Here is a 14702-nt window from a genome sequence, read left to right as displayed (position 1 = left end):
CGCTCTTAAGTAAAAAACTACATTACACTGTCGCCCCTTTAAACAGGGCGCAAAAAAAACATTTTAGAGGACAGTAATCCATAATACGTCTTCCCATTGACCCTAGTGACGATAGCCTCTAAGGTGAATACCATTTGACCCTCTAAAGCCTAAATCAAGCAATCATAGGAAGTTATAACAGATGACGAAGCCAGTACTCGGCCAATTTATAAGCAAACTCACGCAAGCACCACACAGTATTCGTTTTGCAGACAGCATGACGCTGATAGACACGCTTTACGATTTTACGCCAAGCGCTTTTAGCAATGGTCAACAACATAATGCGGCCGGGGAAAACTCTGGTTCATGTAAGATTTTTGCCTTTGCCAAACAGCAAGGTTTAGATGAGCAACAAAGCTTGGCACTTTTTGGTGAGTACTATCAAGATGTACTGAATACACCCGATGGCAACGATCACCAAAACATTCGTCAATTTATGACCAATGGTTGGTCTGGGATCGTGTTTTCGCAAGCTGCGCTGAGTGAGAAATAACGGCGCAAGAATAGCCTTATGCATACAGCCCTCTGTAAGCATAAGGTAACAGAGCTTAAGCTCAATAAAGTGCCAGTTTGTTTTGCGATTGTTCTGAGAGCCACAATTGCAGATGTTTATCAAACAAACGTTCGAAGATCTTAAACTCACTCAGCTGACTCAGATGCTGCTGCAAATGTAGCTTTAAACGCGGAGTATTGCATGCGGATTTTTTAGAAAAAGCAAAATACAGAGGTTCTACCGAGATCGGGCTTGGCAACGCGCTCACCTGTTGCTTTAACCCAGCCAACTCCAACAGGGCTAAACCTTGGTATAACTCGTACAAGAAATAATCAAACCGTTCAGCCATTAACATCTCAAAGGAACGCTCTGCGCTGCCGCTAGCATAAAGGCTTAGATGAGATTTTGCATATTGGTCGAAAGCTTGACCAAAGCTATTATTAGCTAAGGTACCACCACGCTTACCCAATAAATCTTGCCAACGATGAAAAGGAAAATCGTGACCTTTCTTCACCCACACCATACTTAATACATCGGTAAATTGGGGTTCAATGTAATCCAAATATTTTACACGCGCATTGGTTTTAAAAGCTCCCGCAATCATATCGACACTACCATGTTCAGCTTCTTTCAATGCTCGCCCCCATACACCTCGATCACGAGCGACAACTTTGATCCCGGTATCAATTAGCGCCAACTCTAATAGCTCGATAGCGATGCCATGCAATTTTCGATCATGAGATCGCCATAAGATCGGGGGATATTCGGCATTTCCAGTGACCACCAACTGAGAGCAAGAAGAGAAATCCTGACTCGCCGATGTGGGAGAGACAAGGGTGCCAAACATCAAACCGAAAAACAGATAAAGTTTTAATAAATGAGCAATCTGCATGGCACGCCTTGCTTTAAGAAAATATTTTGAGATTTAAACAAAGTTTGGATCTAAGTTAAGCACTGAGCAAATAGTTATTAATGAACTCAACATAATATAACCAGATGAAAAGAATAGAAAACTTTCAAATGAAAGACTGATGACATTGAACGTTCGCAAATCGTACCGACTCATTAAAGCATCCCAGGTGAATGCGAACGAATACCAATCTAATTAATTATACGATCAACTTATGGCGCAGAATAAATCTGCCGATAACCTGCAATAGCGAGAGGTTCTAGTGACAAGATACAACACGCAGTTAGCGATGATTTAGGCCAACAAGAATGAACAGTTAATGAGTTAGATTGGTATAACCACAGTCGATATTGTGTATGAGAGTGCAGCAGTGCTACAACAAATATGTAGCGATGCAGTAGCCATTTTGAATTCGCTGCGTCAAAGGAGAGATAACATGTAGTCGCTCAGACCTGGTCTGAGCGACTACATGTAAGAACTTGAATTTAATTACTTTTGTTGTGATCGTCATAAATCGCAAGTTGTTGATACAGCCAAATGCCAGCTTCCACTTGTTGCCCGTCGACAAATCGAATCAAATAGGGCTGACCACTGAATGAAGACCTGCTAGCCAATTTGTCGATAAACATTTCCGCGGTCCATTGCTCTTTATTTGGAGCAAACCAACTGTTTTGAGCACGATCTAGTTTCATTCTTAAATGAGCGACAGCTTGTTGCGAGTCATGCACCGTACCATTACGAATGAACACTAAATGGGTTCGATCCATTGCCTCAAATAAGCCTTCGATACGCGCACGTTGATAGTCCCAAGCTTTCAATTCAGATGCTCTGACAGACAAAATCAAACCGCTGACAATAACAATACTGATGTACCATATGCGATGGAAATGTTGCTTCACTCCCCCTCCCTACGCTATGCCTGTCACTGGTTTCGTCTTTTTTCATATGACTCATGACCGAGTGATGATTAAAACATCAACTTTCACTAAAACCCTTGAGTATATCTGCCCCCTACACAACTAAGCGTGGATATTCTAATCAATAGTGTCTATGATTTTGTCATAAATATCTAACACCTAGCCAATGGAGCCACCAGCTAATGCACTATTTCTGGGTACCGTTTTTGCCCATCTTGGGAATTTTTGTTCCCCTACTCAGCGCAAGACTTAACCGAAGTGCTTGTGCACTTGCCACCGCGCTATTACCCGCTTTAGCCTTAACCCTGATTTTACTCGATTTACCCGCAGTATACGCGGAACATTTATTCACCCAGAGCATTGCTTGGATCCCTCAGCTTGGTTTGTCACTGTCCTTTCGTCTAGACGGCCTCGCGGTGTTATTTAGCCTATTGATTCTGGGGATTGGCTTATTGGTCATCCTATACGCACGTTATTACTTGTCAGAAAAAGATAGCATTGGCCGCTTTTATAGCTATTTGATCATGTTCATGAGCGCCATGCTCGGTATTGTGATGTCCAATAATATGCTGCAGCTATGGTTTTTTTGGGAGCTAACCAGCATTAGTTCATTCCTACTGATTGGTTTTTGGTCGCATAATAGTGATGCTCGAAAAGGCGCTCGTATGGCGTTGACCGTGACTGGCGCGGGCGGATTAGCCCTATTAGCAGGCATTATCTTACTTGGCCAAGTCGTAGGTAGCTACGAGCTAGAAGTGGTTTTAAACAGCGCCGAACTAGTACAACAACACCCTTATTACCTAACCATTTTACTGTTATTTTTACTCGGTGCATTTACCAAGTCGGCACAATTCCCCTTTCATTTTTGGTTACCTCACGCCATGGCCGCGCCAACACCTGTGAGTGCTTATTTGCATTCAGCAACCATGGTTAAAGCTGGTATCTTCTTATTAGCACGTTTTTATCCGGTGTTAGCTGGCACCGAAGTATGGTTTGCAGTGGTATCACTAACGGGGCTATTCACCCTGTTACTGGGGGCATATACCGCATTATTTAAACACGATTTAAAAGGTTTACTCGCCTACTCGACCATTAGCCACCTCGGTTTGATTGTATTATTGCTGGGACTCAACACTGAACTGGCGGCAATTGCAGCTGTATTTCATATTATCAACCATGCTATTTTTAAAGCGTCGTTGTTTATGGCCGCCGGCATTATTGACCATGAATCCGGCTCCCGAGACATGCGAAAACTCAATGGCTTATGGAAATATATGCCGATTACCGCCACCCTAGCGATGGTTGCATCAGCTTCAATGGCTGGAGTACCTTTACTCAACGGTTTTTTATCCAAAGAAATGTTTTTTACCGAGACCCTCGATCAAAGTATTTTGGGCTCGCTTTCTTGGTTAATTCCGGTGCTTGCGACAATTGGCGGAGCCTTCGCTGTCGCCTATTCATTACGCTTCATTCATGACGTATTTTTTAATGGTGAGCCGAAAGGGTTAAGTAAAACACCTCACGAACCGCCACGCTATATGCGAGTGCCAGTAGAAGTATTAGTGGCGCTATGCCTATTAGTTGGGATTTTCCCCGGTTACACCATCGAAAAACTACTCAACAGTGCCTCGTTTGCAGTCTTGCAGCATCCGCTGCCTACGTTTAGCTTAGCGATTTGGCATGGCTTCAATCTGCCATTATTGATGAGTGGCTTAGCAATTGTTGGCGGCGTATCGATTTATCTGAACCGCAAGCCTTTGTTTCGCTTTGACGGACTATTTCCAGAAATCGATGCTAAAGCCGTATTTGAAGGCATGATTCAGTCTTGCGTTCATTGGGCACAACGGCTTAACCGAGTATTGGAGTCCGGCTCGTTACAACGGTATGCTTTTTGTTTATGCTTTTTTGCCCTGTTACTCATCGGCCCACCGCTGCTTGAATTAGAGACCACTCGCGGTGGACAAGCTGAATACCCGCTAAATGGCTCATTCATTATTGCCGCCGTGCTACTAATAGCTGGCTCTTTGGCCACGGTGATATGGAGTCACTTACGCTTAATTGCCCTATTAATGTTGTCTTTGGTCGGTTTGGTGGTGTCAATTACCTTCGCTTATTTCTCCGCTCCCGACTTAGCCCTCACTCAATTGTCGGTAGAGATCGTCACCGTTATTTTACTTCTGCTAGGTTTATATTTTTTCCCACAACAAACCCCTACCAGCAAAAACCGTCCGAGTCACTTTGTTCGCGACCTAATACTGGCCTCATTACTCGGTTGTGTGATTGGTAGTATTTGCTTTGCTCTAATGACCCACCCTCTGGATAGCATCTCTCAATTCTTCCTTGATAATGCAAAAATAGGAGGAGGCGGAACCAACGTGGTGAACGTTATTTTGGTCGATTTCCGCGGCTTTGATACCTTCGGTGAAATTACCGTATTAGGCATTGCGGCCTTAGGGATCTATAAACTCATCGCGCGAATGCGACTCTCGATGCGTAGCAAAGACTACCAAGGTCGTGCTTGGGCCAGTGACCGCTACCCGCTGCTGCTCTCGGTGGTATCACAAAGTTTGCTACCGCTGTTTTTACTGATTTCCGCTTATATTTTTATGCGTGGACACAACCTACCCGGTGGTGGGTTCATCGCAGGTTTAATTACTTCAATAGCCCTCATTCAGCAATATCTTGCACACGGTGTAAATTGGATCAGTAAACGGGTCAGTTTAAACTACCATCTCCTGATTGCTGCCGGTTTAAGTATCGCCGCTCTCACTGGCTTTGGTAGCTGGTTATTTGGTCGCCCTTTCTTAACCTCTTGGTTTGACTATGTATCATTACCTTGGATAGGCAAATTTGAACTCACCAGCGCGATGATTTTTGACCTCGGTGTTTATCTCACCGTGATTGGTGCCACACTGATGATTTTGGCTAACCTTGGCAAACACACCACCAAAGAACGACTTACGGTAGGAGAACGATAATGGAAACTATCTATGCCGTTTGTGTCGGCTTTATTAGCGCTTGTGGTATCTTCTTAATGTTACGCGGCCACACATTCACTCTGGTAATTGGCTTAACCCTGCTCTCTTACGCCGTCAACCTATTCCTCTTCGCCAGCGGCGGCTTAACCATTGGCGCACCAGCAGTATTAAATGGGAGCACTCACTATGCTGACCCACTGCCACAAGCCTTGGTCTTAACCGCAATTGTGATCGGTTTTGCGATGACCGCATTTGCGGTCATTTTAGCCATGCGGGGACGCGCCGATTTAGGCAATGACCATGTCGATGGAACCGAACCTGTAGATCCACTCGCCCCAGAGGAAAAAGCGTAATGAGCCTATTTGATCACCTCGTTATTTTCCCGGTATTACTGCCCTTCACGATTGGCGTGATATTGCTATTTCCGGGCCTAAATAACTCCTTAGCTAAACAACGTTTGATTTCCATCGCTGCAAACCTGTTACTGGTCGTAGTCGCAATTTGTTTGTTAAGCAAAATACAAACCCAAGGCATTCAGGTTTATGCCTTGGGTGATTGGTCTGCCCCCTTTGGGATTGTATTAGTCGCCGATGCCTTCTCGGTATTGTTAGTCAGCCTAAGTGCCGTGTTAGGCCTTGCGGTGGTACTTTATGCCAGTGCCGGTGAAGATAGAAACGGCGCTTTTTTTCATGCACTAATCATGTTTCAGCTGATGGGGATCAACGGTGCTTTTCTCACCGGAGATGCCTTCAACTTATTCGTGTTTTTTGAAATATTATTGATCGCATCCTATTCGCTAATGATTCACGGTGGTGGCAAACAGCGTACTCAGGCAAACATTCACTATGTATTTTTAAACTTAATTGGCTCGTCTTTATTTTTATTTGCTTTAGGCACCCTATATGGCACCTTAGGTACGCTTAATCTTGCAGATATGGCAGACAAACTATCCCAATTATCCGCCAATCAACTACTCATAACTAAAGCAGGCGCACTGTTACTATTAGCTGTATTTGGCCTAAAAGCGGCGATGCTACCGCTGCACTTTTGGTTGCCGAAGGCTTATGCCAACACCAGCGCGCCAGTGGCAGCACTATTTGCCATTATGACTAAAGTGGGGATCTACAGTATTTGGCGTATCCACGGTGTGATGTTTGGCAATCAAGCCGGCGAATTGGCCAACATTGCCTTACCTTGGTTATGGCCGATCGCCTTAAGCACCATTGCGATTGGAGCGATAGCCGTATTAGCCAGCCAAAGCTTACGTGTGCTAAGCAGTAACCTGGTGATCCTATCTGTCGGAACTTTATTAGTCACTATCGCCTTAAACAGTGTACAAGCGAGCACCGCAGGAATTTACTACTTACTTCATAGTACCCTCGCAGGGGCCGCAATGTTTCTACTAGCAGGACTGATTCAACAACAACGAGGCAAAGCCGAAGATCGCTTTGTGAGCGCTCGCGCAATGCCTCAATCTGCTAAGCTAGGCCTTATCTTTGTCCTGTTAGCCATAGCCCTGATTGGCATGCCGCCGCTCTCTGGGTTTGTCGGAAAAGCATTGATATTACAAGCAGCAAGTAGCACAAACCAAATGCTGTGGGTATGGCCGCTGATGTTGATCGCCGGACTAGTTACGCTAATCGCCTTATCACGAGCCGGCACCTCGCTATTTTGGCGAACCAATGGCGAGAACTCGACCGCTTTACCAGGCCAGCCTTTACAATACCTCGCCATTGCCTTGTTAGTCGGACTACTTCCCTTGATGGTCATTTTTGGGAGCGCGGTGACGGATTATACCAAACTTGCTGCCGAGCAACTCAATGCAGGTTTAAGCCTTGAACAACTCAATGAGGTCGCCAAATAATGAATAACAAGCATCAATTCCTTTGGTTCCCCACCCCCTATCACAGTGTTTTGCTATGGCTGGTGTGGCAAATTTTACATGATTTTAGTCGTGGGCACATGGTACTCGGAGCAGTATTCGCGATTGTGATTCCTTGGGTCGTTACGCCTTTAGGTGAAAAGGAGCCCGTCTCCAAAAAACCATTTAAAGTATTACTTTATATACTACGTTTGATTGGTGACATCATCGTCTCAAATTATGATGTTGCAAAACGTATTGTTCAAAGTAACCGTCAATTGCAGCCTGCTTTTGTCGCAATCCCTCTCTCACTACGTGAACCTTTACCACTCACTATTTTAGCAAACAGTGTTTCGCTAACCCCTGGCACAGTGAGTCTAGAGTTATCCGAGGATAGGCAGTGGCTCTACGTACACGTATTGCATCTGGAAGACGAGCAGCAACTAATTAAATTAATTAAACAACGTTATGAAGCCCCGTTGAAGGAGATTTTTGAATGTTAGCTTACGCCATCTTAATTGCTAGTGGCTTAATTTGCTGTGCCTTAGCACTCAATGCGTGGCGCCTGATTATTGGCCCATCCACGCCTGATCGGATCATCGCTGTGGATACCATGTATATCAATAGTATTGCGCTGATTGTGTTACTCGGCCTATATCAAGGCTCTGCCAGCTATTATGAGGGAGCATTACTCATCGCACTCCTCGGTTTCGTGAGTACTTCAGCATTTTGCAAATATCTGCTGCGCGGCGATATTATCGAATAGGACATAGATATGACTATATTTCTAGAAATGATTATTAGTTTACTGGTGCTATTGGGCGCGATCGTTATGTTAATCGGCTCAATTGGTTTAGCCAAATTTCCTGATTTTTTTACTCGCTTACATGCCCCCACCAAAGCAAGTACACTAGGTGTCGGCTGTATTCTACTCGCTTCGTTATTATTCTTTTGGATTGAGCAGGGCTACCCGAGTTTTAAAGAACTGTTAATTTCTATGTTCTTATTAATCACAGCCCCCGTAGCCGCGCATATGCTCGCGAAAACAGGTTTGCATTACAAAGTTGCGATGAAAAACAATACACAAAAGCAGAACTTAGCCAAACAAGCCTATTTACATAAGCATCCCAATGAACCGTAAACAACATCCAGCGACGTTTTTTAGCCAAGCGGCAGAGAACAACAAACAAGCCATATTGGCGCAACTATTACCACGGCTAAAGCACCATCATTCAATACTAGAGATTGGGTCTGGTACTGGCCAACATGCAGCCCACTTTGCTGCGGCCTGTCCTCACCTGATATGGCAGTGCTCGGATCTACAACCTAACCTTGCTGCCATTAACTACTGGCGGCAACATATGCAACTCACTCAACAACCCAAGCCACTAAGCTATCAAGTTGGCGAAGACTCTTGGCCCTGCGACGTGGATGCGGTATACACAGCCAATACTGCGCATATTATGACAGAACGTGTAGTTAAAACTATGTATCTGGCCATCGGGCAATACCTCCCCGAACAGGGCCACTTTTTTCATTATGGTCCTTTTAAACAAGCAGCAGAGTATTCTAGCGAAAGCAACCGAGCATTTGATCGCCAATTACTACAAGCGGGCTATGGAGGCTTGAGAGACTTAGAGCAACTGCAACAGTGGGCAAGTACCGTTGCGATGACTTTGCGACAAAAAATTGAAATGCCTAGCCATAACCTACTACTCATTTGGCAAAAAAAAACTAATCACCAACCAATTTAGGCATAAAAAAAGCCAATCATAAGATTGGCTTTTAGATTTTAAGTTGACTCACAGAATTAATCGGCGCTAGCTGCTTTATCTTCATTACTGTAGATCAAAATCGGATCGCTTTCACCTTGGATCACCGTTTGATCAATCACTACCTTAGAGATATTATCAATCGAAGGTAAATCATACATAGTATTCAGCAATACGGCTTCAACAATGGAGCGCAGGCCACGAGCCCCTGTTTTACGTTCCATCGCTTTATTAGCGATAGCTCGTAACGCGTCTTCGCGAAACTCCAGCTCAACATCTTCCAACTTAAACAAAGCACCATACTGTTTAGTCAGTGCATTCTTCGGTTCGCTTAAGATCTGAATCAAAGCCTCTTGATCGAGCTCTGTCAAGGTAGCTACCACAGGTAAACGACCAATAAACTCGGGGATAAGACCATACTTGACTAAATCTTCAGGCTCAACTTTAGAGAAGGTTTCACTTAATGAGCGTTTATCGGCTTCGCCTTTAACTTCAGCTCCAAAACCAATTCCGGTACCCGTTGAAGCACGTTGTTCAATCACCTTATCTAAGCCAGCAAACGCACCACCACAAATAAACAAAATCTTAGAGGTGTCTACCTGCAAAAACTCTTGTTGTGGATGTTTTCGGCCACCTTGCGGAGGAACCGAAGCAACAGTGCCTTCGATCAACTTAAGCAAGGCTTGTTGTACACCTTCACCAGATACATCACGAGTAATTGATGGGTTATCCGACTTACGTGAAATCTTATCAATTTCATCAATGTACACTATCCCACGTTGCGCTTTTTCAACGTCGTAATCACATTTTTGCAGCAATTTTTGGATAATATTTTCAACATCTTCCCCAACATAACCGGCTTCGGTTAAGGTGGTTGCGTCAGCCATCGTAAATGGTACATCCAACAAACGAGCCAAAGTTTCCGCTAATAATGTTTTACCACTACCAGTTGGACCAATCAGCAAGATGTTGCTTTTACCAAGCTCAATACCGTCTGCGACATCACCATTACGTAAACGTTTGTAGTGATTATATACCGCCACCGCCAGTACTTTTTTCGCATGGTCTTGACCAATTACATAGTCGTCAAGATGAGCTCTAATTTCCTTAGGAACCGGTAGTGAATCACCCTCTTTCTTCGGCGATATCTCTTTTATTTCTTCTCGAATAATGTCATTACATAATTCAACACATTCGTCACAAATATAAACGGAAGGCCCGGCAATCAGCTTTCTCACTTCATGCTGGCTTTTACCGCAGAAGGAGCAATACAGTAGTTTACTACTATCTCCATCACCTTTGCGCTTATCTGTCATTCGCTAACCTCAAACTATTTAGCAGTTCAGCCCTTAATTACAGTGTAAATCAAACTGCTGAGAATGCTATTTTCACTATGTTCTTATCTAAACAGACCGAGAATTGACTATAGCCTATTCACGACGCGCAAAGATATCGTCGACGATACCATATTCTTTGGCTTGTTCTGCTGTCATATAGTTATCGCGATCGGTGTCTGCAGCGATAGTATCAAAACTTTGCCCAGTATGCTCGGCCAACAACTCATTCATACGACGTTTTGTTTTGATGATCTCATTTGCATGAATTTCAATATCCGAGGCCTGACCTTGATAACCACCAAGAGGTTGGTGGATCATCACCTTAGCATTCGGCAAACAATAACGCTTACCTTTGGCCCCTCCAGCCAACAAAAATGCTCCCATGCTGGCTGCCATCCCCATACACACGGTACTAATGTTAGGCTTAATAAACTGCATGGTATCGTAGATGGCCATACCTGCACTAATAGAACCACCAGGTGAATTAATATAAATGAAAATATCTTTTTCTGGACTTTCTGACTCGAGGAACAACAACTGTGCAACCACTAAATTGGCCATGTGATCTTCTACTTGGCCAGTTAAAAAGATCACGCGATCTTTTAATAAGCGAGAATAGATATCATAAGAACGCTCCCCTTTAGAGGTTTGCTCAATAACCATTGGCACCAAAGCTGCCATGGGGTCGAATGCAGACTGATTAACTTCTTTAGACATTGATGCGCTCTTCCTTTAAAAAAATGGCTCGTATGTAGTACATACGAGCCATTATATGCGAGATAAAGGTGCTTAAGTCAAATTAGAACTTAGTTTGCACCTTGTTTGTTCATGATTTCATCAAAAGCGACTTCATTTTCAGTTACTTTAGCTTGTTCAAGTACAAATTCAATCGCTTGCTCTTCTAATACTACATTACGAATGTTGTTCATTAACTCTTCGTTCTTAGCATAGTACTCTAAAACCTCTGTTGGATCTTCGTACGCAGAGGCAAAAGAAGCGATATGTGCTTTCACTTTTTCATCATCAGCTTTCAGTTCGTTAACCTTAATTAACTCACCTAATAACAGACCAGTACTCACTCGGCGTTGTGCTTGCTCTGTGAACAACTCATCCGGAAGCTCTGGCGCATTTTGTGCATTTTCACCAAAACGTTGCATGGCTTGCTTACGTAATTGCTCTACTTCTTGAGAAACCAGTGCAGCAGGCACTTCAATTGGGTTTTGCTCTAACAAACCAGAAATAACTTGCTCTTTCACACCCGTTTTAAGCGTTTGCTCTAGCTCGCGCTCCATGTTCTTACGGATCTCAGCTTTTAACGCATCCAGTTCACCAGACTCGATCCCGAACAACTTAACAAATTCTTCGTTGACTTCCGCAAGTTCAGGTTTTTCAACTTTATTTACTTTAATATCGAAAGTTGCAGCTTTTCCTTTCAGTTGTTCTGCATGATAATCTTCAGGGAAGTTAACTTCGATAACAAACTCGTCACCAACTTTCTTACCTAAAACACCATCTTCAAAACCAGGAATCATACGGCCTGCGCCCATTTCAAGATCAAAAGCTTCTGCTTTGCCGCCTTCGAACTCTTCACCGTCGATCTTACCTAAAAAGTCTAGGTTTACACGAAACTCATTTTTAATCATGCCCTTGGTTTCTTTCCAAGCAGCTTGTTGCTTACGCAAAGTATCGATCATTGCATCAACGTCTTTATCGTTAACTTGTGCAACTTTCTTCTCAACTTCGATTGCGTCTAAGCCTTTAACTTCAACTTCTGGGAAAATTTCAAAAGTAGCAGTGAAGCTAAACTCACCATCAGTCGTCTCACCAGGTTGAAGAGCTGGCGCTCCAGCTGGGTTTAGTTTCTCTTGAATGATAGCTTCGTAGAATGAACGCTGCATTGCTTGACCAGTTACATCTTGACGTACGGCTGCACCGTAGCGTTTTTTGATGACACTCACTGGCACTTTACCAGGGCGGAAACCATCGATACGTGCGCGACGTGATTCTTCTTGAAGCGCTTGCTCAATTTGTTGTTCGATTTGTGCAGCGTCAATCGAAATCGTAACACGACGCTCCAAGCCCTGAGTTGTTTCTACTGAAACCTGCATTTTATTACCTCGGCTATAGTCAGCACCCTGCTGACAATTTACTTACGTAAACAATGGGTTGATAGCGGCCCGCAGTGGCGAGGCCGTTGTCCTCAATAATAAGGACCCATAATTTCAAAACGCCGCATTATAGCGGTGGTTTAGGCTTAGGTCGAGACTGATCGCTATATTATCCTTGATATCCACTAAATATTTGCAGCCGCGCACCTCTTAAGCCAATTTATGCAATTAAAAGCATCCATCTAATTTCGACGAGTGATGCTGAAAACAAACCCAAAGATACTAAAAAATCGGGCGGATATTCCCAAAGTAAACGCATAAGGTTTCATGCTCACAAGCTGGCCGTAGCAAAATTCACCCATTATAATGACTTAAAAAGAACGATATCAGGGGTCGATACTAAAGAGCGGATGTTTTAATCGATAAAGCTTAGCCTGAGCAAGACCATTGGCAGGTACATCTTTTCCAGTTTCATCTTCTACATGTTGCAAACGAATCGAATAGTCTTTAAAAATAAGTGGCAGCTCTTGGTCGATATCAGCAGCCTGTTCTCGCTCAAGCCGACTGGAAAAATCTTCAATAGTGAGCAAAAATATATCCGCTTGATGAGGGATTAGTGTTGTCATATACGATGCATAGCGCTTTCGTATAGGCGAAGATAAAGCGGTTTACGCAGCCTTATCAAATACCATATGGACTTCCCCTAACAAGGCTTTTGTCAGCTTAAAGAAGTCGCCGCAAAAAATACTAATATTGTTACACTGCCAAAGGCTAAAGTCGCCGATATTTTTAATCTCGGGGCGCAATTGATGTTGTTTGAAGAAAGCTTTAACCGCGATAGGACTCAATTCAACCCCCACCACCTGATGACCTCGCTGAGCTAGCCACAACATGTCTAAACTTTTTCCGCAACAAGGTACAAAGACTCGCAACAACTCAGGTTCAGGATAATCGGGCCAAAACCTAGTCAAGAAAGAATTGACCTGCCATTGATGGAATTGAATGTTTTTGCTTTTCCAGAGTTTCAACCATAAATGGTTGTCTGAACTAAACAAGTGTGGTCTCAGTTCCCACTCGCACGCATAACATAGAATAAAAGAAACGAGTCATGTAAGCCCTTATATATTATTGGTTTAACTGCAAAGAGCTCACATGCTAATACTGATTTTGACAGACGAGACTCTGAATCAGGTTGGGCTAATGTCATCCAACTAGCAAGCTTTAATTATGTCATTACACTTTCTGCTATTCCAAGTCCTTCACCAATATATACTTAAAACAACAGCATCATCTTCAATTTACCAGTAGGCTCGGTAACCAGTCGTTCAATACAACACTTTTTAAACACTGATGATTGCTATGAAATAGCGATTAAATTGGAGGTCCTGAATTCAAAAACAAAAAAGCCTCGTCATTACGACGAGGCTTTATGTAGTGGTCGGTGATGAGAGATTCGAACTCCCGACCCTCTGGTCCCAAACCAGATGCGCTACCAAGCTGCGCTAATCACCGAATTTCTGGTAAATTTTAAGCGTTACCCACGCTGACACCAATAATGGTGCGGAAGGAGAGACTTGAACTCTCACACCTTGCGATACTAGAACCTAAATCTAGCGCGTCTACCAATTCCGCCACTTCCGCAAAACTATTTCGCAACACCACTGTGGTAATGTTGTCGAATAAATGGGGTGAGTAATGGGGTTTGAACCCACGACAACCGGAATCACAATCCGGGGCTCTACCAACTGAGCTATACCCACCACAAACTTTTATGCTAATTAAAGCATCTATATTGGCGCACCCTGTAGGACTCGAACCTACTACCTACGGCTTAGAAGGCCGTTGCTCTATCCAGATGAGCTAAGGGCGCATCTTTAGCGTCAATAAACCGAGTCATCTAACTAGGTTTTAAAATTTGGTCGGTGATGAGAGATTCGAACTCCCGACCCTCTGGTCCCAAACCAGATGCGCTACCAAGCTGCGCTAATCACCGATTACCTTGATATTATAGAGAATCTAATCCTCTGGCCCCACTCTTAACGAGCTTCGCGACGATACGCTACCAAGCTGCGCTAATCATCGATTCGATTCCAACACTGTTTGTGCCTTCAACGGAGGCGAATACTACCCACTTGAATGGTCAGCGTCAAACAGTTTTTTGGAGATATTTACCGTTTGGTTATAGCATAACCAAAATGGTTGCTATTCGGCAATATACCGCTGCTTAAATAGGCTATTTCTTCACAGGTAGGCACAAAGATTACTTCTCCGCCTGTACAAACTGTGA

The 14702-nt window shown here is 43.7% G+C and carries 15 protein-coding genes and 5 tRNA genes; 8 read left to right on the top strand and 12 right to left on the bottom strand.

The window, feature by feature from the left end:
• Nucleotides 1-181 precede the first annotated feature (181 nt).
• Entirely contained in the window at nt 182-532 is a 351-nt protein-coding gene (locus ACRRSY_RS07615) for a HopJ type III effector protein (protein ID WP_432453790.1), read from the top strand.
• 61 nt (nt 533-593) lie between these two features.
• Here ACRRSY_RS07615 and ACRRSY_RS07610 read toward each other — a convergent pair whose 3' ends face one another.
• Nucleotides 594-1424, bottom strand: coding sequence for a substrate-binding periplasmic protein (locus ACRRSY_RS07610; protein ID WP_432453791.1), 831 nt, complete (start codon nt 1422-1424; stop codon nt 594-596).
• A gap of 503 nt (nt 1425-1927) precedes the next feature.
• Nucleotides 1928-2341 (bottom strand): DUF5329 family protein, encoded by a 414-nt coding sequence (locus ACRRSY_RS07605; protein WP_432459022.1) that lies wholly within the window; start codon nt 2339-2341, stop codon nt 1928-1930.
• A gap of 200 nt (nt 2342-2541) precedes the next feature.
• Between ACRRSY_RS07605 and ACRRSY_RS07600 the strand changes: the two genes are divergently transcribed.
• Genes ACRRSY_RS07600 through ACRRSY_RS07570 form a run of 7 tightly spaced genes read left to right on the top strand, consistent with a single transcriptional unit; the run spans nt 2542 to nt 8952 of the window.
• Entirely contained in the window at nt 2542-5337 is a 2796-nt protein-coding gene (locus ACRRSY_RS07600; protein ID WP_432453794.1) for a monovalent cation/H+ antiporter subunit A, read from the top strand.
• Nucleotides 5337-5690, top strand: a complete 354-nt coding sequence (locus ACRRSY_RS07595; RefSeq protein WP_432453795.1) for a Na+/H+ antiporter subunit C — start codon at nt 5337-5339, stop codon at nt 5688-5690. Before ACRRSY_RS07600 ends, ACRRSY_RS07595 begins: the two co-directional genes overlap by 1 nt.
• Nucleotides 5690-7201, top strand: a complete 1512-nt coding sequence (locus tag ACRRSY_RS07590; protein ID WP_432453796.1) for a monovalent cation/H+ antiporter subunit D — start codon at nt 5690-5692, stop codon at nt 7199-7201. Before ACRRSY_RS07595 ends, ACRRSY_RS07590 begins: the two co-directional genes overlap by 1 nt.
• The gene (locus tag ACRRSY_RS07585; RefSeq protein WP_432462876.1) at nt 7201-7701 is read left to right on the top strand and encodes a Na+/H+ antiporter subunit E; all 501 of its coding nucleotides are present in this window, start codon (nt 7201-7203) and stop codon (nt 7699-7701) included. Before ACRRSY_RS07590 ends, ACRRSY_RS07585 begins: the two co-directional genes overlap by 1 nt.
• Nucleotides 7695-7964, top strand: a complete 270-nt coding sequence (locus ACRRSY_RS07580) for a K+/H+ antiporter subunit F (RefSeq protein ID WP_432453798.1) — start codon at nt 7695-7697, stop codon at nt 7962-7964. Before ACRRSY_RS07585 ends, ACRRSY_RS07580 begins: the two co-directional genes overlap by 7 nt.
• A 9-nt stretch (nt 7965-7973) precedes the next feature.
• Nucleotides 7974-8339, top strand: coding sequence for a Na+/H+ antiporter subunit G (locus ACRRSY_RS07575; protein ID WP_432462875.1), 366 nt, complete (start codon nt 7974-7976; stop codon nt 8337-8339).
• Nucleotides 8329-8952, top strand: a complete 624-nt coding sequence (locus tag ACRRSY_RS07570) for a DUF938 domain-containing protein (RefSeq protein WP_432462874.1) — start codon at nt 8329-8331, stop codon at nt 8950-8952. Before ACRRSY_RS07575 ends, ACRRSY_RS07570 begins: the two co-directional genes overlap by 11 nt.
• 56 nt (nt 8953-9008) lie before the next feature.
• Here ACRRSY_RS07570 and clpX read toward each other — a convergent pair whose 3' ends face one another.
• From clpX to ACRRSY_RS07520, 10 genes are all read right to left on the bottom strand, one after another.
• Entirely contained in the window at nt 9009-10286 is a 1278-nt protein-coding gene (clpX, locus tag ACRRSY_RS07565; RefSeq protein WP_432453801.1) for an ATP-dependent protease ATP-binding subunit ClpX, read from the bottom strand.
• A gap of 114 nt (nt 10287-10400) precedes the next feature.
• Entirely contained in the window at nt 10401-11024 is a 624-nt protein-coding gene (gene clpP / locus ACRRSY_RS07560) for an ATP-dependent Clp endopeptidase proteolytic subunit ClpP (protein ID WP_432453802.1), read from the bottom strand.
• Nucleotides 11025-11113: 89 nt separating this feature from the next.
• The gene (gene tig / locus ACRRSY_RS07555) at nt 11114-12415 is read right to left on the bottom strand and encodes a trigger factor (protein WP_432453803.1); all 1302 of its coding nucleotides are present in this window, start codon (nt 12413-12415) and stop codon (nt 11114-11116) included.
• Nucleotides 12416-12801: 386 nt separating this feature from the next.
• Nucleotides 12802-13041: a hypothetical protein gene (locus tag ACRRSY_RS07550; protein WP_432462873.1), complete on the bottom strand. Its 240-nt coding sequence runs from the start codon at nt 13039-13041 to the stop codon at nt 12802-12804.
• 42 nt (nt 13042-13083) lie between these two features.
• Nucleotides 13084-13443 carry a hypothetical protein gene (locus tag ACRRSY_RS07545; RefSeq protein ID WP_439033355.1) on the bottom strand — a complete coding sequence of 120 codons (360 nt, stop codon included), beginning with the start codon at nt 13441-13443 and terminating at the stop codon, nt 13084-13086.
• 407 nt (nt 13444-13850) lie between these two features.
• Nucleotides 13851-13927 (bottom strand) — tRNA-Pro (locus ACRRSY_RS07540).
• A gap of 44 nt (nt 13928-13971) precedes the next feature.
• A tRNA-Leu gene (locus tag ACRRSY_RS07535) sits at nt 13972-14056 on the bottom strand.
• A gap of 43 nt (nt 14057-14099) precedes the next feature.
• A tRNA-His gene (locus ACRRSY_RS07530) sits at nt 14100-14175 on the bottom strand.
• A 33-nt stretch (nt 14176-14208) separates the two neighbouring features.
• Nucleotides 14209-14285: transfer RNA gene (locus ACRRSY_RS07525), tRNA-Arg, on the bottom strand.
• A gap of 46 nt (nt 14286-14331) precedes the next feature.
• Nucleotides 14332-14408, bottom strand: a tRNA-Pro gene (locus ACRRSY_RS07520).
• Between the last annotated feature and the right edge of the window lie 294 nt (nt 14409-14702).

This window comes from Agarivorans sp. QJM3NY_33 (genome assembly GCF_050870865.2).
Lineage (GTDB): Bacteria > Pseudomonadota > Gammaproteobacteria > Enterobacterales > Celerinatantimonadaceae > Agarivorans.
Note: the sequence above shows the minus strand (reverse complement) of the source record. Positions and strands in the feature narration are given on the sequence as shown.

What these genes read in the sequence shown, in the direction of transcription:
- ACRRSY_RS07600 (WP_432453794.1), top strand. Translation starts at nt 2,542, where the DNA reads ATGCACTATTTCTGGGTACCGTTTTTGCCCATCTTGGGAATTTTTGTT.
- ACRRSY_RS07615 (WP_432453790.1), top strand. Translation starts at nt 182, where the DNA reads ATGACGAAGCCAGTACTCGGCCAATTTATAAGCAAACTCACGCAAGCA.
- clpX (WP_432453801.1), bottom strand. Translation starts at nt 10,286, where the DNA reads ATGACAGATAAGCGCAAAGGTGATGGAGATAGTAGTAAACTACTGTAT.
- ACRRSY_RS07585 (WP_432462876.1), top strand. Translation starts at nt 7,201, where the DNA reads ATGAATAACAAGCATCAATTCCTTTGGTTCCCCACCCCCTATCACAGT.
- clpP (WP_432453802.1), bottom strand. Translation starts at nt 11,024, where the DNA reads ATGTCTAAAGAAGTTAATCAGTCTGCATTCGACCCCATGGCAGCTTTG.
- ACRRSY_RS07550 (WP_432462873.1), bottom strand. Translation starts at nt 13,041, where the DNA reads ATGACAACACTAATCCCTCATCAAGCGGATATATTTTTGCTCACTATT.
- ACRRSY_RS07590 (WP_432453796.1), top strand. Translation starts at nt 5,690, where the DNA reads ATGAGCCTATTTGATCACCTCGTTATTTTCCCGGTATTACTGCCCTTC.
- ACRRSY_RS07580 (WP_432453798.1), top strand. Translation starts at nt 7,695, where the DNA reads ATGTTAGCTTACGCCATCTTAATTGCTAGTGGCTTAATTTGCTGTGCC.
- ACRRSY_RS07595 (WP_432453795.1), top strand. Translation starts at nt 5,337, where the DNA reads ATGGAAACTATCTATGCCGTTTGTGTCGGCTTTATTAGCGCTTGTGGT.
- ACRRSY_RS07610 (WP_432453791.1), bottom strand. Translation starts at nt 1,424, where the DNA reads ATGCAGATTGCTCATTTATTAAAACTTTATCTGTTTTTCGGTTTGATG.
- ACRRSY_RS07575 (WP_432462875.1), top strand. Translation starts at nt 7,974, where the DNA reads ATGACTATATTTCTAGAAATGATTATTAGTTTACTGGTGCTATTGGGC.
- ACRRSY_RS07570 (WP_432462874.1), top strand. Translation starts at nt 8,329, where the DNA reads ATGAACCGTAAACAACATCCAGCGACGTTTTTTAGCCAAGCGGCAGAG.
- tig (WP_432453803.1), bottom strand. Translation starts at nt 12,415, where the DNA reads ATGCAGGTTTCAGTAGAAACAACTCAGGGCTTGGAGCGTCGTGTTACG.